Origin of the sequence: Bartonella sp. AU18XJBT (genome assembly GCF_028618595.1) — a bacterium.
In the GTDB taxonomy this organism is placed as follows: Bacteria; Pseudomonadota; Alphaproteobacteria; order Rhizobiales; family Rhizobiaceae; genus Bartonella.
In genome coordinates this window covers 72953-97988 of record NZ_JAQITE010000001.1, presented here as the reverse complement: position 1 = coordinate 97988, position 25036 = coordinate 72953, and the positions used below count along the sequence as shown (strand labels likewise).

Here is a 25036-nt window from a genome sequence, read left to right as displayed (position 1 = left end):
ATTATAACATCTCAATGCAATTCTAAGCATACCTCACACTAAAACTTATAAATCGCTCATAAAGAGTGTAGACAAAATTCATTGCACCACTGTCTATAAGTTTATGAAACTGAAGCCTTTATTATTTTCCTCAGTGATCAGTCTTTAAAATTAAATGTGCGTGTCCTCTCTCCAATATACCAAGACCCAAAAGACTAGTATTTGATCCATGATATCCTCACATTGTGATGTTTCATGAGAAGCATTTTTATTCCTTTATCGAAAGCTTTGTATCTATACATTGATCTCGCCTATAATGTTCAAGTAAATAACTTTTTGATGTTGAACAGAAGCTTTGAAATTAAAGAATATTTCTATATTTTGTTATTCAAGTTGAAAATGATCAATTCTCTTCATAAATTAGTGGTGTTATTATCTAAAAATTATTTGATACAGTGCACCACTTGTATGAAAAGTGCTTCAGTGAATTCTTACTTCGTTGCACTTATAGCTTTTAAAATTTAAAATCTCATCATTTTTAATCATCAGTGGTGTCTCCCACTCTTTGCTTCTTCTCAAGAAACTTATCCTTCCATGGGATATGGGTGGTTAATCGCTTAAGCTTATTTTTTCCACTTCTATCATATTAATTATTCTGTTGCCCAAAATCAGAATATCTACGGATCTATTCCATTACTCCTATCCATTGAACTCAATATTGTTTTGAATAAAAGCGAGAGGCAAAAGCATGCCGTCAAATAGTAGAAAAGTACAGAGTATTAGGAATTGTGCAAAACAATTAGATAAACGAAGTTAGACAACTCTACTGAATAAATAGAAGTAAACAACTTTCCTCCCAAATAGTTCTTATTCCTTAATTTTTCACATATATCATACAAATGCACTAATCTACACTCTGTACAAAAATATTCAAAATTTCTTCTAAAACAGCTGCTCTTTAAATTCTTCTTGGTTTTTAAAAATCAAAATTTCTATTTATTCAAACTTTATTTTAAACAAAGAAGCCTTAGCCGTTTTTTATAATGTTCTTGAAAAGAAATCTTGTAATTAAAAAAAGAAAAAATTACACCCTACATTCTTTAAATATATTTCTTGTTTTTTTTGCTTCTTTCCCTAGTTTGTTAATCTATGATTTTTACTGCTGCTTATCGTGCTTTACAACGTCTTTTGACTTCGCAATATCGTATTATGATACTGAAAGCATTGGGGGTTACTTTTTTCATTCTCACCATTTTATGGTTATGTGCGCACCAACTTTTTGTGTCTTACTTTTGGCCCTGGATTGCTCAATTCCTTCCTGGACTCCCTAGTTGGGCGGGATGGATTGGGTTTAGCATGCTTATCATTTTTAATCTTGGTTTAGCTCTTTTGTTAGCTTTTTTAATTGCACCAATCGCAGCTATGATTGGTGGTTTTTTCATTGACTCTGCTGCTGAAATTATTGAAAAAGAGGATTATCCAAACGAGCCTATTGGACAAGCTTTATCGTTTCAGCGTTCTCTTATCATTTCCTTAAAATTCGTTATTTTAAGCCTTCTTGGTAATGGAATTGCTTTTATTTTATTCTTCATACCAGGTATTAATTTAATTGCTTTTTATGTTATTAATGGTTATTTGCTTGGTCATGAATATTTCTTGTTTGCTGCTTATCGTTTTCGAACAGAGCAAGATGCACGTGCTTTTTTACATACTCATTACACAACGGTTTTTGGTGCAGGGTTATTGATAGCGCTTTTTGTTTCAATTCCAATTCTTAATTTAGCAACACCGCTTTTTGCAGCCGCCTTTATGACATATTTACACAAAATGCTTTCCCAAAAGACCATGGCACGCATTACACAAAAATAATGTTCCTTGACTTTAAAGTTAATAAAACTTGCCAGCTAAATAAAGCATAATATAAAATTTTATGCTTTATCTTTTATTAAACTAATATATTGATTTATAATAATAATTATCGTTTCACAACATGAGTGAAAAAACTAAATATCATGAGGCTTTCTCATTTTAATCCTATTCATATTAGATCAAGTGAAATCGTTTGTTAATATGTCACAAACGGAGGTGGTGTGTGGATAAAAGTACTTTCAAAAAGGCGTGAAATATCTTTTATGAATCCTCTCAATGCAAACATTTTCGTCACATTAAAAACTGGAAAAGAGTATGATGGTATCGATTTGTACCTTCTATTTCAGTAAAAATGGAGAGCATAATGTATTTTATACCATTTATGGAGAGTGTATACTCTTCTGAGCACCATCATAAGAGAGTTTTGGGGATTATTGAAAAATGTCTGTGTAAAAAAAGCACATGAATGAGTAATATAATAGCATTTTTGAGGGTATTCTATTTTAATTGTGAAAAGCGCGCGCTTTAAAGAAACCTTTTGAAAAAAATCTTGCTCTGATATTAGCGTTTCGCTAATATGGTGTTATTATATCCTTGTCTTAAATGGGTTATTTTAACCTTGTTAATGCCTTATATTATAAGGTTTCTTTTCTTCAAAACTATTGACGAATGATTAATTGGATATTCATTTTTATTAAAAAATAAAGGATTTGTTAACCATCGCAAGGAGTGAATTTAAATACCAAAGTAAAAAATAAAAACATGTAAGTTCTTAAACTTACGACAAATTTGTTATAGGGTATACTCTTCATAGATATGATTGTTATGATATTGGAAAAATTAAAAATTAAAAAACAAGCTATACGTACACTGATAAAAGTATTAAATAGACTCCTTTGTTCCACCGGTAAAGCAAATGTGACTGCTTAGGTTCGTATTCTTTCAAATTATGCGAAAGATGTGTAATATTTAAAGGAAGGTTATAAAGATGAACTGGATTACAAATTATGTTCGTCCTAAAATTAACTCTATATTGGGGCGCCGTGAAATTCCAGAAAATCTGTGGATTAAAGATCCTACCAGTGGTGAAATGATCTTCCATAAAGATCTGGAAGCTAATCAATTTGTCGCTCCCAATTCTGGCCATCATATGCGTATCAGCGCTAAAAATCGTCTCATGCATTTTTTTGATGATGGTGTTTATACAACTCTTGAAAATCCAAAAGTTGTAACAGATCCTTTAAAATTTCGTGACGAAAAACGCTATATTGACCGGTTAAAAGATTATCGTTCTAAACTTGGTGTTGATGACAATATTTTAAGTGCACGTGGTACGATTGAAGGCTTACCAATTATTGCAACCGTTCAAGATTTCGCCTTTATGGGTGGATCACTTGGTATGGCTTCAGGAGAAGCTATTATCAAAGCTTTTGATACTGCCATTGCCGAAAGGCGTCCGCTGGTTCTTTTTTCTGCTTCTGGTGGCGCACGCATGCAAGAAGGAACCCTCTCGTTGATGCAAATGCCTCGTACAACTGTAGCGATTGAAATGTTGAAAGAAGCAAAACTTCCCTATATTGTTGTGCTGACTAATCCAACCACCGGTGGTGTTACTGCTTCTTACGCCATGCTTGGTGATATTCACATTGCCGAACCTGGCGCTATGATTGGTTTTGCTGGTCCACGTGTGATTCAACAAACTATACGTGAAACCCTACCAGAAGGCTTTCAAAGTAGTGAATATCTGCTCGAACATGGTATGATTGATATGGTTGTATCGCGTTTAGAAATGAAAACAACAATTGCACGTCTTTTACGCTTGATGATGAAACGCCCTGCTGTTTTTAACCCTTCCGATCCATCCCCAACAGACTCTCAAACATCGCTTTCTAGGACAAAAGCAGCTTAAGTTTATGCAACAAAGTCAAATACAAAGGGTGGTGGATGATTTACTAAAAAATTATCCGAAAAAATTTGATCTTTCTTTAGAGCGTATTGTTCACCTTTTAGAGCGTCTTGGTAATCCACATTTAAAACTTGCCCCTATTATTCACATCGCTGGAACAAATGGCAAAGGATCTGCCTCAGCAATTTGCCGTGCTCTTTTGGAAAGTGCAGGATACTGCGTTCATGTCTATAGCTCACCTCATCTCGTAAATTGGAATGAACGCTGCCGGATAGGTCAAAAAGGAGGTGGTCAACTTGTTACAGAAAACCAATTGGCTGAAACAATCAGTGAAATTATAAAAGTAAATCGTCAAGAGCCGATTACTATTTTTGAAATTTTTACAGCCGCTGCCTTTATGCTGTTTAGTATACATCCAGCTGATGTTGTCATTTTAGAAGTTGGGTTGGGAGGACGTTTTGATGCTACCAATGTCATTAACAAACCAGCTGTATCACTTATTATGCCCATTGATTATGATCATGAGATCTTTCTTGGAAATACAATTGCTCAAATCGCTTTTCAAAAGGGAGGAATTATCAAACCAAACGTTCCAGTAGTCATCGGGAAGCAAAATTATGAAGAAACTCTTGCTACTTTAATACCTCTTGCTAATAAAAATAAAGCACCTTATTCTCTATTTGATCAAGATTATCAAAGTTATAAAGAACATGGACGTATGGTTTTCCAAAACAATCAAGGTCTCATGGATCTTCCCCTTCCTAACCTTATTGGAGACCACCAAGTTGCCAATGCTAGCGCATCTCTTGAAGCAGTTTGTCAAGCGGGTTTTCAACTTTCAGAACAAACCATAAATGATGCTTTGAAAAATATCTATTGGCCCGCACGGATGCAACATCTTATCCAAGGACATTTGGTTGATCAACTGTCTCCTAATATTGATTTATGGTTAGACGGTGGTCACAATCCTGCCGCTGGAAAAGTTATTGCGGTAGAACTTGCACAATGGAGAAAAAAAACAGATCATCCCATTATTATGATTGCTGGCATGCTCAATACCAAAGATGCCGTCGGTTATTTTCGTTCCTTAGCAAACCTTGTCGATAAAATATATACGATACCGCTGATTAACAATAATGCCTGTATCTCTCCAATAAAATTAGCTGAATCAGCGCAAAAAGCAGGAATCTTTTCTACTCCACAAGCGCATCTACAAGATGCTTTGCATAAGATTAGAGCCGAATATAAAAAGGCTATTGTCCTTATTGGTGGTTCCCTTTATCTTGCGGGCGATATTTTGCGTGACAATAAAACACCTCCATGCTAGAAATCGATTATTTTGAAAGCTTTGAAAGATAGACTTTTTAATCATGCAACTTGATTGTGCACTTTATCAACATCCTAAACTTATTACTATTTTTGGCGGATCTGGTTTTGTAGGACGACATGTCGTTGAAACTTTGACTAAGCGGGGATATCGCGTTCGTATCGCTGTTCGTTGTCCACAAAAAGCTTATTACATGCTCCAAATAGGAGAAGTAGGACAAACCCAAATGCTTAAAACAGATATCAAGCATCGTGCCTCTGTTGCACGCGCGTTGCTTGGAGCTGATGCGGCAGTATTTTTACCTGGTAGCTTAAAACAAGCAAGTCAATCGAATTTTAAAAACACACAAATTGATGGTGTTTACAATGTTGCTGAATTAACAGCAGAAGCTGCTATTCCACTCATCTATATGTCAACACTTGTGGCTAACGAGAATGCTTCATGTCTTTATGCACGTGTTAAGTTTATGGGTGAACAAATTATTCATAACAAGCATCCTCAAGCAATTATTATCCGTCCATCCGTTATTTTTGGACCAGAGGATTGTTTCTTTAACACCTTAGCAGATTTGTCACGTTTTTTACCAATTATGCCTCTTTTTGGAGGTGGGCAAAGCAAATTGCAACCCGTGTATGTTGGTGACGTTGCTGAGTTTATCGCGCGCGCTTTAGATGGACAGGTTGCTTGGGGAAAAAATTATGATCTTGGCGGTCCCCAGATTATCACCTTCCAAAATACTCTTGAAAATATACTCAAAATTATTCACCGTAAAAAAACAATCCTATCCATGCCTCTTTCTGTTGGTCTATTGATTGGGGGAATTTTGGGAACTATTGGTAAATTGCCTTTTGTACCAACACTTGTAACAGCCAATCAGATACGTTTTTTGCAAATGGATAACATTGTTTCTAAAGAGGCTATAGAGAATGGATATACTCTAGAAGGTGTGGGAATTACCCCCAGAGCAATGGCTGCATTTTTGCCAAGTTATCTCTGGCGATTTCGTCCACATGGTCAATTTTCCCAAAACTTACTCGTCTAGAATAAATTCTTCCAAAACTGAGTTAATTATTTGATTTATAATTCATAGCTCGTTGTTAGCGGTTTTAAAATCAGAGCGTTCAATAGAGTAATGTTTTTGCATTTTAAATGTTCTATTCAGTGTCACAAAAAATTTTTAATTGTATGTCTATAATATTTTGATAAAAATCGTTGAAAACAGGAGAAAAGCACTTCTGATAAACTGTTTTTATCCAAGAGCAGATACAACATTGGAATCCTAAAGAACCGATTCTGAATTGCCTATTCATAAACATGATAACCTATGGCTTTGCATTATATTATTTTGCTAAAAAGCTTAGTCATGAGATTAAAGTAAGGTAATACTTCCTTTTTCAACAACTGCATAAGTGAGTAGAATACGAGTATATTACTTTCGATATTATCTCATTAAAAAATCGATATAAAAACTGTGAAGCAATGCACCATTTTTACTATTTAAAAGGTATTCTCTCTGGAGATTTTAAAAGCTTTAAAGTTACGTGAAAAGGATAGATTTTTGTTTATATAATAAGACTTATCATGAAGATCTTTTATTCTGTCAGTAACATCATTACTCAGATCTATAAATGTATATTTGTTGCACAAATTTATGGAGATTTTAAAAGCGCCTTTTCACATAAAGAAGTCCTCTTCTTGTCTTGCATTTTTTTTTAATTTCTCCTACCGTCTTGGAAAAACTTATTTTAAAGGAATGAAGAATGGCAGCTCAAGATTTTGTTGTCAAAGATATTGCACTTGCCGCTTATGGTCGTAAAGAACTTGATATTGCTGAAACTGAAATGCCTGGTTTGATGGCTTGTCGCAAGGAGTTTTCCTCTAATCAACCTTTGCGCGGAGCGCGTATTTCTGGCTCATTGCACATGACAATTCAAACAGCTGTTTTAATTGAAACATTAAAAGCAATTGGCGCCGATATACGGTGGAGCTCTAGCAATATTTTTTCTACGCAAGACCATGCAGCAGCAGCTATCGCCGCAACTGGTATTCCTGTATTCGCCGTTAAAGGTGAAACATTGGAAGAATATTGGACTTATATAGATGCAATTTTCCAATGGCCAGATGGTAATCCTTCTAATCTTATTTTAGATGATGGAGCTGACGCCACAAACTATATTTTAATGGGAAGTCGTGCAGAACAAAATAAAGATATCCTCTCGCATCCCAAAACAGAAGAAGAAGAAATTTTTTTCAAACAAATACAAAAGCGCCTAGATGCAACACCAGGATTTTTTACACGACAGCGTGCAGCAATAAAAGGTGTAAGCGAAGAAACCACAACAGGTGTAAACCGTCTTTATCAGTTACAAAAAGAAGGGCTTCTGCCTTTTCCTGCTATTAATGTCAATGATAGCGTCACTAAATCAAAGTTTGATAATAAATATGGATGTAAAGAATCATTGGTTGATGGTATTCGACGTGGAACAGACGTGATGATCGCTGGTAAAACTGCCATTGTCTGTGGTTATGGTGATGTGGGAAAAGGTTCAGCAGCATCTCTTTCTGGTGCTGGAGCTCGTGTTAAAGTAACAGAAATTGACCCTATTTGCGCTCTTCAAGCAGCTATGGATGGCTATGAAGTTGTTAATTTGGATGATGCTGCTTCCAGTGCTGATATTATCATCACGACAACAGGCAATAAAGATGTTGTTCGTTTAGACCATATGCGACAAGTAAAGGATATGTGTATTCTTGGAAATATTGGTCATTTTGATAACGAAATCCAAGTCACAGCTCTTAGAAATTTGCCATGGACGAATATTAAACCACAAGTTGATATGATCACCTTTCCCGATGGAAAACGCATCATTTTGCTCTCTGAAGGGCGTTTGTTAAACCTCGGTAATGCGACTGGGCATCCCTCTTTTGTCATGTCAGCTTCATTTACTAATCAAATTTTAGCGCAAATTGAACTTTTTACCCGTGCAGAACACTATACAAATGAAGTCACTGTTTTGCCTAAACATCTTGATGAAAAAGTTGCACGTCTACATCTTGATCGGTTAGGAATAAAATTAAGTGTTTTATCAGAAGAACAAGCCGCCTATATTGGAGTCACACCACAAGGACCTTATAAACCAAACCATTACCGTTACTAATACGTTTCCTTGGGTTAAAAAAGGGAAAGATGCCGTGCTCAGCTTTGGTGACTATAACCCCAAAGAAAAAGCTCAAAGAGTGATTCGAATCTATACGTATGTATTTTGCCTTTTTTTCTTTTTTTCTCCAACACGCGCTGTTGCTCAGTCATTGGAAAGTTATTTACCATTTTCTTTCACTTTGCCCAATGGTCCATGGCTGCTTTTAGCGCTGTGTGGAGGAATTTCTTGTGCTTCACTTCTCACGTGCATGGCTGTTATCATGCGTGCAAAAAAAACTGCACAGAAGCCTTTGAAGATACTTCAGGCAAATTTTTCTGAAAAACTTAAATATTATGAATGGCTTCTGGAAGAAACCGAGCAATTCCTTCTTATTTGGGAAAATCCAACAACCTTACCCCGTGTCGTTGGTGCTCTTTCTGCATTGCAAAAAATAGGAATCGATCAGAAAGATTTTCAGCGTTTTGAGCTCTGGGTTGAAGAAAATTCTCTGCGAGAACTTGATTATGCATTGACTCAACTACGTTGTCAATGTCACCCTTTTGATCTTTCTATCACCACCACAAACAATGTGCTGCTACAAGTTACAGGAGTCATCGCAGGAACAGTCGCTATTGCTCGTTTTCAAGATATCTCAAAACAACAGAGTGAAAATGCTCGTTTACAGAAAGATATCGCCCGTCTTCTTACTGAACTGAGAATGCAGCGTAATCTTCTTGATCTTATTCAAGAGCCTGTATGGATAAAAGATTGTAAAGGAAAAGTTTGTTTTATCAATCGCGCCTTTAGAGAAATGACAGACTTTCGTGAAGACAGTGATGAAGTGGGGGATCTTTTCAATGAAAATACACAACGCAAAACAGATGAAACAGAAACAATTTTTCAAGAACATGTTCACACAGTTATTGACGGAGAACGACATCGTTTTCATCTCACACGCATTACAACAGACGAAGGTATGGCAGCTTTTGCGCGTGATGACAGCGCATATGAAAATCTTGCTCATGAATTAAAATATGTCCTTCAAAGCCATTGTGAAACACTTGACCAAATTTCAACAGCTGTAGCCATTTTTGATACAAACCAAAAATTAAAATTCTGTAATCATGCTTTTAAAATTTTATGGCCGTTGGAGACTTCCTTTTTAGAAAGTGAACCAAGCCATACATTATTTCTTGAACGTCTACGTGAAAAAGGGCTCATTGCTGAACACCCCGATTGGCGCGCATGGAAAGAAGAACTTTTTAAAGCCTATCGACAAACAGAATCGAACCAACAAATTTGGAATCTTCCAGATGGGCGTACGGTGCGTGTTATCTCTAACCCTCATCCACAAGGAGGTGTCACTTGGCTTTACGAAAACCTTACAGAAAAAATTGATCTTGAACGCCGTTATAATACACTTATTAAAATACAAGGTGAAACACTTGATAAACTTTCCGAAGGCGTGGTTGTTTTTGGTACTGATGGACGCCTTCGTTTATCGAATCCTGCCTTGTCGAAATTGTGGTCGCTTCCTTATAATTTACTGGTAGAAGGGACCCATATTACACAGTTACAAAGCCATTGTTCAGCCTTAACCTTAGGACAAGAATGGGATCAATTTACCAAATTCATTACCGGTTTTGCTGAAAAACGTGAAACATATTCAGGTCGTATAGAGCTTAAAAATGATATGATTATTGACTATACTCTGGTCCCTCTTCCTGATGGACAAACGATGCTTACTTTTGTAAATGTTACGGATACTGTCCATGTTGCCCGTGCTCTTCAAGAAAGAAATGAAGCATTAGAAAGTGCTGATCGTTTGCGTAATGAATTTGTCCAACATGTTTCTTATGAGTTGCGTACACCTCTCACCAATATTATCGGATTTTCGGATATTTTACGTGATCAAATTTTTGGCTCTATCAATCAACGTCAACAAGAATATCTTGGGCACATTCATTCAGAAGCAGGAACTCTTTTAAATATTGTTAACGATATTCTTGATCTTGCTACTCTTGATGCAGGCATTATGGAGTTGGACATAAAATCGGTTAACATTGCCGATGCTATGATACAAGCAGTAGCACGTGTAGAAGATCGCCTTAATGGACGTCATATTACGCTTTTACAACAAATTTCTCCTTCCTTAAATTCTATTTCTGCTGATGAAAAACGCTTACATCAAATTTTTGTGAATGTACTGAGTAATGCACTTAATTTTGCAACGGAGGCAAGCACTATTGAATTTTGCGTCGATGAACAAGATGATAACATTGTCTTTAGCGTTCACAATGAAGGCTCTGATATTCCAGAAGATGTCCTTAATCGTATTTTTAAACGTTTTTCTTCTCATTCACACCATGGTGGGCGCGCAGGAGCGGGTCTTGGACTTTCCCTTGTGAAAAGTTTCGTTGAACTACACGGTGGACATGTTGAAATTCTTACCGGTTCTGGAAAAGGAACAACAGTTAAATGTTTTTTCCCACTTTCCAAAGGAGATAAGATTTTTTAATTTTAACCTTTATGATAACAAAAATTTTTCATCCATTTCATGGAACTTTTAATGAATTTTAGTTTTTTTCTTGAAAATGAAGAGGTAACAAAGCTTTTTGCACAAAATTTAGCTCTTTCTTTAAAGCCAGGAGATCTTGTAACGCTGCAAGGAGATCTTGGAACTGGAAAGTCAACCATTGCACGTACAATCATCCAAACGCTTGCGAACAATAACACTATGGATGTTCCAAGCCCTACTTTTACTCTTGTGCAAAGCTATCAACTTCCACAGTTTGAAATTATTCATGCTGATCTTTATCGCCTTTCTATGGCAGAAGAAATTGATGAATTAGGACTTCATGAAGCGCGTGAGAAAAATATTTTACTTGTTGAATGGCCAGAAAGAAGTACAGCTCTTTTAGAGCTCGCCACTTTTGCACTTACCTTACAATATCAAGCACATGGGCGTCATGTAACACTCAGATCAGCACAACATTCCGTTGAACGTTTGCAACAATCTTTTGCAATTCGCACATTTAAAAAAACATCGATATGAGCATCGACATCATCATTCTTTAATTGATAATACCTCAGTACGTACCTATGAAATTTGAGATGATGAATAACACAAAGAAGTCCCTCATAGAGGTATAAACCATGAAGATGAGACGAACTACTGGCTGTTTTATATAACAATGACATAAATTGCAAAGGACAGCCGTTAATTTATAGGAATTTATCAATTTATTTTAGAGAATGTTTTTTGCCTTTCATATTTTTGCTAAAGGCTTCGAAAAAAGTCTTTTGATTCTAGAGAATAGTGTAAAGGAATTTTAAATTGAAGTGGTAACCCTTAGAAGAGCATTATATAACCTGTAGTGAATTGTTTGCTTCTTTCTGCTTAAAAATTGTAAACTTCAGAAAGGTAATTTGCAAAGTTCTTGCTTAGTTCTTGCTTAAAATCCCTTTTATAATTGCTAAGTATTCCAAACAAAAATCTCCTTATTGCTAGATCGATATTGCCTTTTTATGTGTTGAAAGTACTATTTATCTCAATAGTCTTATCCAAGAAGAAAATATCGTTATGAAATTATCATTCACCCAACATTTTTGACGCGCATATAAGGAAGGAATTGCCTATATTCTTTATACAGAGCAATTTTTTTATAAAAAATGGGCAATTGAATCATGCATAAAAGTACGAATTCTTAAATTTACCTAACATTTTTATTTTATTGTCTTTTCATTACAATATATTGCAAAAAAAGAATGTTTTAAAAAAGTCAAAAGGAGAGACTAAAATTTCTCTCCTTTATCGTGCCCTATGCATGGCATTAACGAAGCCCATCTTTTATCCACTCAGAAAGACGTCCTTTAGAGGTAGCGCCAACCATATTCGATGAAATATTTCCATTTTTAAACATTAATAATGTAGGGATAGAACGTACTCCGTATTGGGTAGCCAGTTCCGGATTTTCATCAATATTTACCTTAGCAATTTTAACTTGATTTTGCATTTCCATTGAAATTTCATCCAAAATTGGAGCAATCATTTTGCAAGGGCCACACCATTCTGCCCAAAAATCAACCACAACAGGGATGGAAGAGGTTAGAACTTCACTTTCGAAATTGTCCTTATCAGCTTTTATACACGTCATTGATTTATCCTTTATATTCACTTTTTATAGATTGGTATGATAACAATTCATATCAAGTTATTGCAAAGATAAATTATTAAAGAACTTTTTTACACCAGAGATTGTGCATTGTGTTTGTTTAGACGATTTTATGAAAGTAAAAAATTATAAGGATTCTTTGAAGAAAAGGAGTAACTTATAAGGCAACTTCACCAAGAAATGCCTCGAGTTTTTCTGGAGGAAGTTTAAAAATTTTGGCTTTTTTACTGTAGATAAGCAGAGCTTGGATATCTTTATCGGGGTGAATAGCTTGCAACAATTTTCGGTAAAGAGCCATTTGCAACCAGTGATGGGAAGCAATAGCAGCTTCATTTTCTGGCGGGGTTCCTGTTTTAAAATCGGCAAAGATAATGCTATTTTGCGTGATGTAGAGACGGTCAATTTGACCCGAAATTGCGTGTTCTTTTCCACGAATTTTCACAATACCCATTAAAGAGACCTCAGCACGTGAATGCTCAGAGAAAAGGGGCTTGAGGTAAACATGATCTAATATTTTCCAAACATGGCGAAGAGCATCTTCTCTTTGGCTCTCATGCCAATGAGAGGCTTTGATATTGAGATAGTTGCGAGCATAATCTCGACGTTTTTGTAGGGGGCAATTGGGTAAATATTGTAACAATCGGTGAACGAGATTACCATATTCAATGGAAAAAGCTCTGTTAGTGTTTGTTGCTCCTAAAACAGGTGAGATGGTAAGCTGTTTTGGACTTGAGGGTAGTTCTGTATCAGCTTCAATGGAAAGGCTCGCGACTGAGGGTTTTAACGGTTTTGGTAGCACTGGCTCTTCTGGTACTTTATGGGAGAAAAAAGCAGGCAAAGGTGGTAAGGTTTGGCATTCAGCGCGGGAAGCTTCTTGATTCATGGAAGCAGAGAAAGGAGGTGTGATGCAAAAACGCCAAGCTGCAATATCTTCCGCAGAATCTTTTATAGCAAGAGCATGCGGTTCGAGGGCTTTTTTTACCAGTTGTAACCATGTATGAGATTGCGTTTTCTGGCCTTTATATCCACAAATAAACAAACGATCTTCAGCGCGCGTCATTCCTACATAAAGAAGGCGCCTATATTCTTCTTCTGCACGCTCTTTTAAATGTGAAATTGCTTGTTTAGAGAGTTTTGTATCAAACTTTTCATTGGGGCGCCAAATAAAGGCTTGTTTTCCGTTCCATTGTGCATTGTTTAAAGGAACTTTAAGCAAGTGAGGCGCATGCTGAGGATGCCAAATCGCACTACCAGGATCAACTAAAAACACAATAGCAGCCTCTAGTCCTTTTGCAGCATGAACAGTCATGATGCGAATTTCTTCATTATTTTGTTCAAATTCACGTTTAATTTCTGGTTCGCTTGCACTTAATGTTTCTAAAAAAGCTTGTAATCCTGGTAATCCTGTTTTTTGAATAGTGAGCGTATAATCCATAAAAGCATCGAGCACATCATTTGCTTCAGATCCTAAACGAGACAGAATTTTTTGTCTTCCCTTATCATTATTCAAAATATGGCTATAAAACTCGAAAACCGGTATTTTATCCACTAAAGCGCGATAATGGTTTAGCTTTTCAAAAGCATCTTTAAAAGATGCCTGCGATGATGCGTGCGTACATAAGCTTTGCCAAAGAGAGCCGGTGCGGTGTACGGCAAGCTGATAGAGTTCCTCTTCACTAAGAGCAAAAAGGGGGCTTTTTAAAACACAAGCAAGAGAAAGATCATCTTGTGGCTGCAAAACAAAACGTGCAAGCGCCATTAAATCACGGATACTAATATGTTTGGTAAGCTGTAAACGATCAGCCCCTGCTACGGGAATATTGCGGTGTTTAAAAGCACGGGAAAGAGCTGAGACAAATTGATCACGTTTACGAACCAAGATCATAATATCACTTGCCCGTATTAAGCGTCCTTTTGCTGGAAGCATTTCACCTTTTTGTAACCAGTTAGCAATAGTTTCAGCAATTTTTTCTGCTAAACGAACTTCTGGGGTATCTAAATGATCAACGCTTAAATGCCAATCATGAGGAAATTCACTCGTCTCTCTAGAAATTGCATCCCATATAACAACTTCACCGGGGCTATGAACACGAATAGCTTCATGCACCGTTTTTGTATTTTCTACCGAAAGTCCTTTATAGTTTTCTGGTGTTTCAAAAACAATATCAACGCTTTTAAGAACATCCGCTGTAGAGCGAAAAGAGTAATGCAGTTGTATTTTTTCAAATTGCTGATTGGTTTGCTGCACTTTTTTTTGAATGATTCGTCCATTTTCAGCAAAATTTTCTGGAGCTGCTCCTTGAAAAGAATAAATAGATTGCTTTTCATCTCCAACAGCAAAAAGAGTCCGTATATTTGTTCGTTGGCTATAACCTGAGAAAAACTCTTGTGCCAACAGTTGAATAATTTGCCATTGCTCAGGATTAGTATCTTGTGCTTCATCAAGTAGAATGTGATCAAGCCCACGATCAAGTTTATAATGCACCCATTGGCTTGCACCTTTACGCTGTAACAAATGAAGTGTACGCTCAATAAGATCATCAAAGTCTAAGAAGCCATTGGCCTTTTTTAGATTCGTATAGATTTTGAGATAAACAGCACATAACTGAAAAGCAGCCATATTGAGAGTAGCAACTTTTGCGCATTGATATTTCTCTAAAAGAATAGAAAGCTTGTTTTGTTTATCTTCAAGCATTTGTTGAATAAAAGGCCAAATTTCATCTGATTTTTTACGAGATAAATGTGAAAAATTACGCGGCTCACCTTTTGTTTTAAAATAAATATCAGAAATAATATTGAGAATATTTGTCTCATCATGCACCTTTTCTAATTGGGAAAGTTTTTCCACCATATCCTTGCAGCTTTGACTGCCATTGATTTCACAATGGTTAAAGGCATAAAGAGGAAGGCGCGCTGTCTGTTTAATTTGTTCCAATAAACATTGGTTTGTTTCATCAGGCGCTAAGTTAAAAAGCGCACGCAATTTTTCTTCTCCATTTTCAGATAGAAGAGAAGATAAAAAATCAGATAATTTATGTTGCTTTTCCGTTGCTTCATAGAGCAATTGGTTAAAAGTATGTTCGCTAATAACTGTAAATAACTGTTGCAAAGCAGGCTGTACATCACGACAGGCTAAAAGTTGGCGGCGGGATTCTTGTTGTAATTTTTTTCGACTGATATCATCGGGAAGTTCAAAATGCCCCGCAATATTGGCTTCTAACATAAATTGATGCAAGAGAGATTCACAAAAAGCGTGAATCGTTTGGATTTTTAAGCCACCAGGCGTTTCGAGAGCACGCGCAAAGAGTTGTCGTGCATAAGTTAGTTTTTGCGCATTAACAGTTTTTTTTTCAAACCGTGTTAAGGTTTCTCGCAGCTGTGCATCATCGAGTTCATTCCAACTAGAAAGCGTGCGAAAAATTCGTGATTGCATAACAGCAGCAGCAGCTCTGGTATAAGTAAGGCATAAAATACGTGCTGGAGGCGTACCGTTTAATAACAAACGGATAACACGTTCACTTAAAACGTGAGTTTTTCCAGATCCAGCATTTGCAGAAACCCACACGTTTTTTTGGGGATGTGTTGCCGTTGCTTGTGCATCAAGAGCGGCTTCAGGAATAGAAAAAAACGTCATGATTACTCTTCTTTATGAAAACCACTTGACCATTCCCACAACCGAGCCAAATGGTCGTAGTCACCTTCATATCGTTTTGACATAGGAACAGCATGTGAGAGATAGCCTTGTTGTGGATTTTGATAATAAGTTATGAGTGCGATAAGATTTTCCCATGCATTTTCACCAAGATTAACAGCAGTTAGGTAAGTTTTGCCGTCTTTTTTCTTTAAAAGAATTGATTGGGATTTAATTTCACCTTTTTTGTTAAGAGGAATGTAAAATAAATTTGAGGGAGTAAAATCTTGAAAATCTGGGAATCCCCCTTGCATGAGTAAAGCTGTTTCTAAAGCCAATTGCGGAAATAATAATTCACGAACTTGTTTTGATGAAGGAGGGGTACCGGTTTTGAAATCTAGAATTTCAACCGTTTTATCTGGCAAAACATCAAGACGATCAGCACGTCCTGAAAGGGTTACCCCTGTTGTTCCTATAGGGACTTTTTGTGATACCACTTCCGAATATCGCTCTCGCAGTCCTAAACTTTGTTCCCATTGAATAAGGCGCGGAGCAAGATTTTCAAAACTATTCCACCAAATTACTTCAATATCGGGTGGAAAATTGAATTTATCAAACTCTTTGCGTCCAATAGCAAGCAGTACATTGAGTGCATTTGCAGCATTTGGATTTTTTATTTGTGTACAAAAAGCCGCAAGAATAGCATGATAAAGTGTTCCACGTTCTGAAGCGCTAGGATCATGAATAAGTTCTTTAAGTGGTTTGAGCCGTAAAATTTTTTTAGCATAAATAGCATAAGGATCATACCGCAATGTTTTTATTTCAGTGACCGAAAAATGACGCGGACGTATATCAAGAGGTGGAGCAGGACAAGGACGTTCCACCTCAGAAGTTATGCTTGTATGATCAAGCATCTTTGCCCAATGGCGTAGTATTTCACCTCGTTCACGGATTTGTTCCCAAACCTGTTTTCCTACAACTGTTTCCATGCGTTGTAGCCAACGTGAAGGAATGGAAGGCGTATGATTAACGCGCAGTGCGCGACTCATCACTACTTTATCCATTCCCATCGCCCATTGAAAGTCATGCGCGGAAAGGCCAATACGCTGCTCTGGTGGTTCCAGAGTTAACATCATTTTCATCGGTCGCGATAAAAAAGCATCATTTCGGGTTGATATCGGCCATGACCCTTCATTAAGACCGCCGATAACCACTGTATCAACCGTTTGCAAACGTGATTCCAAAGTACCCCAGATGAATAAACGTGGATGTCCTCCAGGCGAGGGTGTGACGGAACGGGTTGCTATTATGGCAGAAAACATAGCGGGCCATTCACAAAGATGAAATGTTAATCCGGATTGATCACTGACCAATTCACGTAAAAATTTTGATAGGGCTTGTCCTGCTTCGTGTTGATAAAGATGAGCAAGAGAATTATCCTCATTGCGCCCAAAATTTTCAAAAACCTCAACCGTTGCTATCGCAGCTTCGTTGATGGTGCATTCTTTCTCTTGTTTCATGAGAGAGGCTAAAGGTTCAACAGCTTTCTTCAAAAGATGACACAGGAGACGTGCTTCTTCACATTTCTGCTGATCAAGAGCGTTGATTTCAGAACTATTATGAAAGTGCGTTTCAATCCATTTTTCAAGAAATTGATCACATTCGCAAAGATTGATGCGCCCTGTATTCCCTCGAAGAATAAAAAGTTCAAAATTTTCTGCCATTTCCCGTAAACGATGACGGTTTTGTTGGAGTGTTGTCAGTGGATGCTTAAGAAGAGAAAGAAAAGCAATGGGATCATTAGGTTGTAACACATTTTCTAAGATAAGTCGTAAGAGCGTTACAGGCAATGTTTGTGCAAGTGGTATTCCGCCTGAATCATTTGCTTCAATTCCAAATCGCTGTAATTCCGCAGCAACACGGCGGGCTAAGTTACGATCATTGGTAATAAGGGCTGCGGTTTTTTGGGGTTCTTCAATAGCTTTGCGTAAAGCAACAGCGATAGCGAGAGCCTCTTCACGTTCGTTGATAGCTTCAATAAATGACCAATCTGCACAAAGACTTTCATAATCATCACGAACAATTTGTATCCATTTGTCTGTCGTAGAAGCTGGTCGGAGTGCTTCTGATAAAAGCGCCATTCGTCTTTTCTTTGTTATACTTTGTTGGCCAATTTCGCAAACATGATCGCGTTGACAGTCCATGAGAGTTAGAAGTTTTTTTAAATGATATTGAGGATGGCTAAAAACATTTTCTGCATGATCAAAAAAATCACAAACTGTTTTTTCTTCATTGCTTGTGCTAAGTGCATTCCATTGATCTTCATCCATATGAAGATCAAGACCAGGAAAAACAACAGCCCCTTTTGGCAAAGAAGCGATAACTTTTAAAAGATGAGAAACTGCAGGCATAGAACCTGACACACCAGCTGCAATGACCAGTTTATCAGGCAGCATGCGTCGTAAAGTCTCTGCATGCATTGTGAGTGCTTGATTACGCCATTCCGCGGGATTACTTCGTTGTCTTTCTGTCAAGATTTTTGGCCAATTTTGCGTAACAATAGTCAAGAAATCGAGCGTTATTTGCCACCATTCAGCGATCATATCAGGTGCAATATTTTTAAGTTTTGACCAGTCTGCTCCTTCTGTTTCAATTTCGTCCATCAAGTGTGCTAAATCTTGCGCAAGCCAAATCGCATCAGCACTATGAGCCGGAATAAGTACATCTTCTGTGCCAAACATGGCACGCAGATGCGCAGGCAAATTTTCACGCCATGGACGGATAAGGCGCGCTAAAAGTAAAAGACGTTCGCTTTCTCCAAGAGGTGGATCGAGAGTGCTGGTATGATTTTCAACAAAAAGGAAACTGTCTTCATCTACATCTCCTAGAGCACGAATGGTTGGCAAAAATGTTGATTGTGTATCACTTCTTTCAACAAAGGCTAAACGCAAAGCGCGAGCAGCACGACGTGTTGGAACATAAATAAGGCTATCGGCAAGGGCAGTTTGAATATCTCCACTGGAAGCGAAATTATCAATAAGGCTACCAGAAAGTAGTGCATCAACAAAGTGAGGCAAAAAAGCAGTTCCCGGAGAAATAGAAAAGACACGCGGTTTATAGGTCATATGATCTCATATTTGGGATAACAAATTTCAGCTTATTGATTATTTGTATAATCTTGACTGTATACAATATTTATACAATGAAAAACTGAAAAGCTATATTTATACAGCAGATTTTTTAGCTTAATTTTAAAAAATATTGAAGTAAATTATATGTCTTAAGTCATCGCGAAAAAATATGTAAAATTTTTTTGATATTTTTCAACGTAGAATTGGCTACAATTTATTCTCTAACTCAAATAGGTAATATAAAAATAAATATTCAAGTTTTAAAAGGCGTTAGGGGCACCAATGCATTATAACCATTTGGATATAATAAATAAATTTACCGTATTCTTTATACAGTGCAATCTGAAAATATCCTTTACATACTCAACTATTTTCAGAGAAAAATAGATATCATGATATTGCAAAATTTAAAAAATCAGTTTCATAAATAATATTTTCGAAGCTCATAGCTCATAAAAAGCTTGGAAAAAAATAATATGTCCACCTTTAACAGCGAAAATAGATTACTTTTATGGAGAGAGTTTTGCAAAAGTTTATCGTGCAAGCCTCTATCTTGCTAGGATCACATCCCTGATGAAAAATAGAATGCCCAAAAATATCATTATGTTGCAATTTTATATATTTGTTTTTAAAGAGACATCTTTCATTGTACTTGAGCCTACCTCGTAATGTCGTCCCGTAAATAATATAAATGAATAGTATAATGTAACTTCCGTGAATGGGATAAGATACGTCACACACCACCATCATCACTTTTTTACCCTCATCCAATATTTTGAAAGCTCTTGGCTATAGAGAAGGTTTATAAGAGGCTTTGTATTTCTTGCTTCAAGTGTTTTTACGCACATACCAATCCTACTTATGACGTGAAAACAAATGATTTTGATTGTTTCAATATGAAAAACGATAAATTATCATTATAAATCAAATTATTGTAGAAAATATTTTTCTTCATTTTAAGAGCGTACTTGATAATCTTTAAAAGCAGAAAATTTTATTTTAGGAGCTCTTTCTGCCTCATAATTCAATGAAAAATGGTTCTCCGCTAAAAAAACTGGATCACCTTCTAAATCATACGCAATAGCAGAGCGGTGATTGCTGAGAAACTTTTGCAACTCATCTTTGCTCTGTGCTGAAATCCAACGGCATAAATTAAAGCGCGCTGATTCAAAACTTACCGGCAGAGAATATTCCACCTTAAGTCGTTCCGTTAAAACGTCAATTTGCAAGGCACCAATAACACCAATGAGAGAAGGCGACCCATCATCAGGAATAAACAATTGTACAACCCCTTCTTCAGCCATTTGTTGCAAAGCTTCTTTGAGCTTTTTTGCTTTCATTGGATCGCCCAAACAAACACGACGCAAAATCTCTGGTGCAAAATTTGGTACTCCCTTAAAGAGGATATCTTCTCCTTCAGTCAAAGTATCGCCAATACGCAATGTTCCATGATTAGGAATCCCTACAATATCACCGGCATAAGCTTGATCAGCAATTTGGCGTGAACGAGCAAAGAAAAATTGTGGAGCCGAAAGTGTCATTGGTTTTCCTGTTCGAACTAACTTTGTTTTCATACCACGTTCAAGTGTTCCCGAACATACCCGAAAAAATGCAATACGATCACGATGATTAGGATCCATATTCGCTTGAATTTTAAAAACAAATCCCGTCATTTTAGGTTCCATGGCTATGACATTGCGCTGATCTGCACTTTGATCACGAGGACTTTGACCAAAATCAATAAGCGCATTGATCAAATCACGGACACCAAAATTTCGCAAAGCTGAACCAAAATAAACCGGAGTCATATGACCTTCACGGAAAGCTTGAAGATCAAAATTCTTGCAAACACTTTGAGAAAGTTCTACCCCTTCAATAAAAGTTGAATGTTGATATTCAGGGAGTAAATGGACAACCTCTCTGGGATTTGAAACCATCCGCTGTGTTATCTCATCATCTTTTTGACGAAAACGATTATGATGAAGGTCATAGGTACCAACAAAATCTTTACCCGTTCCAATTGGCCATGTTATAGGTGCGGTATCAAGAGCAAGCTTTTCTTCAATTTCATCTAAAAGCTCTAAAGGATCACGTGCCTCACGATCCATTTTATTGATAAACGTAACAATAGGAATATCCCGCATCCGACATACTTCAAACAATTTTAATGTTCTTGGCTCAATCCCGCGTGCCCCATCCAATACCATGACAGCACTATCAACAGCTGTGAGAGTGCGATACGTATCATCCGCAAAGTCCTCATGTCCTGGAGTATCTAGAAGATTAAAAATATGATTTTCATATTCAAACGTCATCACCGAAGTCACAACGGAAATACCACGATCACGCTCAATATTCATCCAATCAGAACGGGTTTGAATACGATCTTTTTTAGCTTTTACTTCTCCTGCAAGTTGAATAGCACCACCAAACAATAAAAGCTTTTCTGTCAATGTTGTTTTTCCCGCATCTGGGTGAGCGATAATTGCAAATGTACGGCGTCGCTTTACTTCTTGCACTCTCTTTTCCATTATTCCTCCGTCGGCCGTGCAAGCGCTTCAGCAATTAGTGCACGCATTTCATCAATCCCATAAAGCGCTATAAATGATCCCCATCGTGGACCTCGCTCTTGTCCCAGAAGGACTTCATACAGCATTTGAAAAAAAACATTGGAAACACCAGGTCCACCTTCAGGGCTTTTTTTGCTATGATCTTGATAGCGTTCCGTTAACCGTGCAACATCAAGAAGCATATTTTGTAACATGTTGCCATCAATAGTTTCAGGTAAATTAGCTAGTTTTTCATCAATTTGTGCTAATGTTGCTCGTTCGCTATCATCAGGGAGCCGGAATTTTTTGTTTGGTTTAACAAAAACATCAAAATATTTAATGGCAAACTTCACCAATTGATCAAGTTCTGGATAAGTTTGTGCATTTGCTCCTTTAGCGTAACGAGAAATAAAACCCCAAAGAACTTCTGCATTCTCCGCATTTGAAGCACTTACCAAATTTAGGAGCATCGCAAAGGATACAGGCAAATCAACCTGCGGCGGACAACCACTATGAATATGCCATACAGGGTTATTCAACCGCTCTTTCCATTCTTGACGACCATAGGCTGAAAGATGCGCATAGTATTCATCCACAGCTTTGGGAATAACATCAAAATAAAGCCTTTTTGCTGTTTTCGGTTTTGAAAACATATAAAGCCCTAAACTCTCTGTTGGGGCATAAGTAAGCCATTCATCAATGGTTAAGCCATTTCCTTTGGATTTGGAAATTTTCTGCCCTTTCTCATCTAAAAAGAGCTCATAGTTGAATCCTTCTGGGGGATTTCCACCTAATACTTTACAAATTTTAGAAGAAAGATTTGTGGAATCGATAAGGTCTTTTCCCGCCATTTCATAATCAATGCCAAGCGCTGTCCAACGCATTGCCCAATCTACCTTCCACTGACACTTAACCTTGCCCCCTGTAACCTCTGTTTCTATGGTTTCTCCTGTTTCTGGCTCAATATAAGTGACTGTACCTTTTTCAACATTACGCGCAATCATCGGTACCTGTAATACGTTTCCAGAAAAAGGAGAAATCGGTAGAAAGAGTGAATAGGTCGCTTGCCGTTCTTCACCTAATGTTGGTAAAATAATTGCCATAACCTTGTCATAACAGGCAAGAATTTTCAAAAGCGTTTCATCAAAACGACCGGAACTATAATAATCCGTAGCACTTGCAAATTCATAATCAAAACCAAAACGATCAAGAAAAGCCCGTAACCGCACATTATTCGCTGCCCCAAAAGAAGGATAATCATCTCCAAAAGGGTCGGGTACACGGCTCAACGGTTGACCAAGATAATGTTCCATCCTTTCGCGATCAGGCACATTTTCAGGAACCTTGCGCAAACCATCCATATCATCAGAAAAACAAAGTAATTTTGTTTTTACTTTATTCTCCGTAAGAATATGAAATGCATGGCGTACCATAGTTGTACGTGCAACTTCCCCAAAAGTTCCAATATGCGGTAAACCAGAAGGTCCATAACCTGTTTCAAATATCACACTGTCTGGATAACCCGTCTTTTCATACCGTTTGATAATCTTACGTGCTTCTTCAAATGGCCAAGTTCTCGATTGAGAAGCTGCATCTTTTAATTCAGGCGTAAGGCTGAGGGTATCACACTGATCACGCATCATTATTTATCCTAAAAATTACACTCTTTCAAAATAGGGTGTATGGTTCTTGAATTTATTCGTCAATAATAGCAAGAAAAAAGATGAAAATTTCTTTATACTCTTAAGTCACAATACAAAAACTGCCTTCGCTATAAACATATTTTATTCTGATAAAATCAAAAACATTCAACATTATAAAGCAAAATTGACTTGTTTTGATTATTGAAGCCTTCATTGCTATTATCATCATGGGTTTTGCTTATTATATTTATTAGCACAAAAGATAAGCTTCCAATATTGAATGAAAGAATGGTAAAAACCAACAGATAAAATGCTTAAGTTAGGCATTTCATACAAAAGCATTAATCCACTCTACACTTGTCACCGTAATTTTCTATTTCTTTTCTTTATCACTTTGATGACGCATTGCTAATGTACGCAAACGTAGAGCATTTAATTTAATAAAACCAGTTGCATCTCTTTGATCATAAGTGCCTTGATCATCCTCGAAAGTTACCAACTCATTCGAATAAAGTGATTTTTTACTTTGGCGTCCTTCAACAATCACGTTTCCTTTATAGAGTTTTAACGTGACTTCACCTTCAACATGTTCTTGAGATAAATCAATGGCTGCCTGCAACATCTTACGTTCCGGCGAAAACCAAAATCCATAATAAATGAGTTCTGCATAACGTGGCATCAATTCATCTTTTAAATGAGCTGCACCACGATCTAGCGTTAAAGATTCTATAGCTCTGTGAGCCGTTAAAAGAATGGTCCCTCCTGGGGTTTCATAAATACCCCGCGACTTCATACCCACAAAGCGATTTTCCACCAAATCTAACCGACCAATACCATTATCGCGCCCATAATGATTTAATTCTGCAAGTAAAGTTGCAGGAGATAAATTTTTTCCATTGATTGAAACAGCATCACCTTTTTTAAAGCCAAGAGTGATTCTGGTTGCTTGATCTGGAGCATCTTCCACCGAAAGAGTACGCATATGGACATATTCAGGAGCAGGAAGTGCTGGATCTTCTAAAATCTTTCCTTCTGATGAAGAATGCAATAAATTTGCATCCACTGAAAAAGGCGCTTCGCCTTGCTTATCCTTTTCTACAGGAATTTGATGTGTACGAGCAAATTCAAACAGATCTGTCCGACTCTTAAAATCCCAATCACGCCATGGAGCAATAATCTTTATATCAGGATTAAGAGCATAAGCGGAAAGCTCAAAGCGTACCTGATCATTGCCTTTGCCCGTTGCCCCATGAGCAATTGCATCTGCTCCTGTTTCCTTAGCAATTTCAATAAGCCGTTTTGAAATAAGTGGGCGTGCAATTGATGTTCCTAAAAGATAAGTCGCCTCATAAACGGTATTGGCTCGAAACATCGGAAACACAAAATCACGCACAAATTCTTCGCGCAAATCCTCAATGTAGATTTCTTTAACACCTAGCATTTCAGCTTTACGACGAGCAAATTCTAGCTCTTCCCCCTGCCCCAAATCCGCTGTAAAAGTTACAACTTCAACGCCTAGCGTACTTTGCAACCATTTGAGAATAATTGACGTATCCAATCCCCCTGAATAAGCCAAAACAACTTTTCTAATATTTTGCCACTTTTTCATTTTAACGTTCTATATGAGCTGCTTTTTATATTTCTATCCAGAAATCAAAACAATACAAGAAATATAAAAATAAATTC

The 25036-nt window shown here is 37.0% G+C and carries 13 protein-coding genes; 7 read left to right on the top strand and 6 right to left on the bottom strand.

Translation table 11 applies throughout. From position 1 onward, the window contains the following. The first annotated feature begins 1128 nt into the window (after nucleotides 1-1128). The 7 genes from PVV60_RS00385 (at nucleotide 1129) to tsaE (ending at nucleotide 11276) form a co-directional block, all read left to right on the top strand. Nucleotides 1129-1848, top strand: coding sequence for a sulfate transporter family protein (locus tag PVV60_RS00385; protein ID WP_273722395.1), 720 nt, complete (start codon nucleotides 1129-1131; stop codon nucleotides 1846-1848). Nucleotides 1849-2836: 988 nt separating this feature from the next. Continuing rightward, on the top strand, nucleotides 2837-3757 hold the full coding sequence (gene accD, locus PVV60_RS00380) for an acetyl-CoA carboxylase, carboxyltransferase subunit beta (RefSeq protein ID WP_273722394.1): 921 nt from the start codon (nucleotides 2837-2839) through the stop codon (nucleotides 3755-3757). A gap of 4 nt (nucleotides 3758-3761) precedes the next feature. After that, complete coding sequence (locus PVV60_RS00375) at nucleotides 3762-5081, top strand: folylpolyglutamate synthase/dihydrofolate synthase family protein (RefSeq protein ID WP_273722393.1); 1320 nt, start codon at nucleotides 3762-3764, stop codon at nucleotides 5079-5081. A 43-nt stretch (nucleotides 5082-5124) separates the two neighbouring features. Next, on the top strand, nucleotides 5125-6123 hold the full coding sequence (locus tag PVV60_RS00370) for a complex I NDUFA9 subunit family protein (protein ID WP_273722392.1): 999 nt from the start codon (nucleotides 5125-5127) through the stop codon (nucleotides 6121-6123). 718 nt (nucleotides 6124-6841) lie between these two features. Further along, on the top strand, nucleotides 6842-8239 hold the full coding sequence (gene ahcY, locus PVV60_RS00365; protein WP_273722391.1) for an adenosylhomocysteinase: 1398 nt from the start codon (nucleotides 6842-6844) through the stop codon (nucleotides 8237-8239). Nucleotides 8240-8273: 34 nt separating this feature from the next. Further along, the gene (locus PVV60_RS00360; RefSeq protein WP_273722390.1) at nucleotides 8274-10739 is read left to right on the top strand and encodes a PAS-domain containing protein; all 2466 of its coding nucleotides are present in this window, start codon (nucleotides 8274-8276) and stop codon (nucleotides 10737-10739) included. A 51-nt stretch (nucleotides 10740-10790) separates the two neighbouring features. Then, nucleotides 10791-11276: a tRNA (adenosine(37)-N6)-threonylcarbamoyltransferase complex ATPase subunit type 1 TsaE gene (tsaE, locus tag PVV60_RS00355; RefSeq protein ID WP_273722389.1), complete on the top strand. Its 486-nt coding sequence runs from the start codon at nucleotides 10791-10793 to the stop codon at nucleotides 11274-11276. Between the two features lie 778 nt (nucleotides 11277-12054). Here the strand turns inward: tsaE and trxA are convergent. The 6 genes from trxA to PVV60_RS00325 all read right to left on the bottom strand — a co-directional run bounded on the left by trxA (nucleotide 12055) and on the right by PVV60_RS00325 (nucleotide 24959). Next, complete coding sequence (gene trxA, locus PVV60_RS00350; protein ID WP_273722388.1) at nucleotides 12055-12378, bottom strand: thioredoxin; 324 nt, start codon at nucleotides 12376-12378, stop codon at nucleotides 12055-12057. A 175-nt stretch (nucleotides 12379-12553) separates the two neighbouring features. Further along, nucleotides 12554-16030, bottom strand: a complete 3477-nt coding sequence (gene addA, locus PVV60_RS00345; protein ID WP_273722387.1) for a double-strand break repair helicase AddA — start codon at nucleotides 16028-16030, stop codon at nucleotides 12554-12556. A gap of 2 nt (nucleotides 16031-16032) precedes the next feature. Next, nucleotides 16033-19152 (bottom strand): double-strand break repair protein AddB, encoded by a 3120-nt coding sequence (addB, locus tag PVV60_RS00340; protein ID WP_273722386.1) that lies wholly within the window; start codon nucleotides 19150-19152, stop codon nucleotides 16033-16035. Between the two features lie 962 nt (nucleotides 19153-20114). Then, entirely contained in the window at nucleotides 20115-21689 is a 1575-nt protein-coding gene (locus tag PVV60_RS00335) for a peptide chain release factor 3 (RefSeq protein WP_273722385.1), read from the bottom strand. Further along, nucleotides 21689-23350: a lysine--tRNA ligase gene (locus tag PVV60_RS00330; protein ID WP_273722384.1), complete on the bottom strand. Its 1662-nt coding sequence runs from the start codon at nucleotides 23348-23350 to the stop codon at nucleotides 21689-21691. The genes PVV60_RS00335 and PVV60_RS00330 overlap by 1 nt, the downstream gene beginning before the upstream one ends. A 373-nt stretch (nucleotides 23351-23723) precedes the next feature. After that, entirely contained in the window at nucleotides 23724-24959 is a 1236-nt protein-coding gene (locus PVV60_RS00325; RefSeq protein WP_273722383.1) for an argininosuccinate synthase, read from the bottom strand. Nucleotides 24960-25036: the final 77 nt, after the last annotated feature.

Coding starts and splice junctions, on each gene's coding strand:
- PVV60_RS00385 (WP_273722395.1), top strand. CDS start 1,129: ATGATTTTTACTGCTGCTTATCGTGCTTTACAACGTCTTTTGACTTCG.
- accD (WP_273722394.1), top strand. CDS start 2,837: ATGAACTGGATTACAAATTATGTTCGTCCTAAAATTAACTCTATATTG.
- PVV60_RS00375 (WP_273722393.1), top strand. CDS start 3,762: ATGCAACAAAGTCAAATACAAAGGGTGGTGGATGATTTACTAAAAAAT.
- PVV60_RS00370 (WP_273722392.1), top strand. CDS start 5,125: ATGCAACTTGATTGTGCACTTTATCAACATCCTAAACTTATTACTATT.
- ahcY (WP_273722391.1), top strand. CDS start 6,842: ATGGCAGCTCAAGATTTTGTTGTCAAAGATATTGCACTTGCCGCTTAT.
- tsaE (WP_273722389.1), top strand. CDS start 10,791: ATGAATTTTAGTTTTTTTCTTGAAAATGAAGAGGTAACAAAGCTTTTT.
- trxA (WP_273722388.1), bottom strand. CDS start 12,378: ATGACGTGTATAAAAGCTGATAAGGACAATTTCGAAAGTGAAGTTCTA.
- addA (WP_273722387.1), bottom strand. CDS start 16,030: ATGACGTTTTTTTCTATTCCTGAAGCCGCTCTTGATGCACAAGCAACG.
- addB (WP_273722386.1), bottom strand. CDS start 19,152: ATGACCTATAAACCGCGTGTCTTTTCTATTTCTCCGGGAACTGCTTTT.
- PVV60_RS00335 (WP_273722385.1), bottom strand. CDS start 21,689: ATGGAAAAGAGAGTGCAAGAAGTAAAGCGACGCCGTACATTTGCAATT.
- PVV60_RS00330 (WP_273722384.1), bottom strand. CDS start 23,350: ATGATGCGTGATCAGTGTGATACCCTCAGCCTTACGCCTGAATTAAAA.
- PVV60_RS00325 (WP_273722383.1), bottom strand. CDS start 24,959: ATGAAAAAGTGGCAAAATATTAGAAAAGTTGTTTTGGCTTATTCAGGG.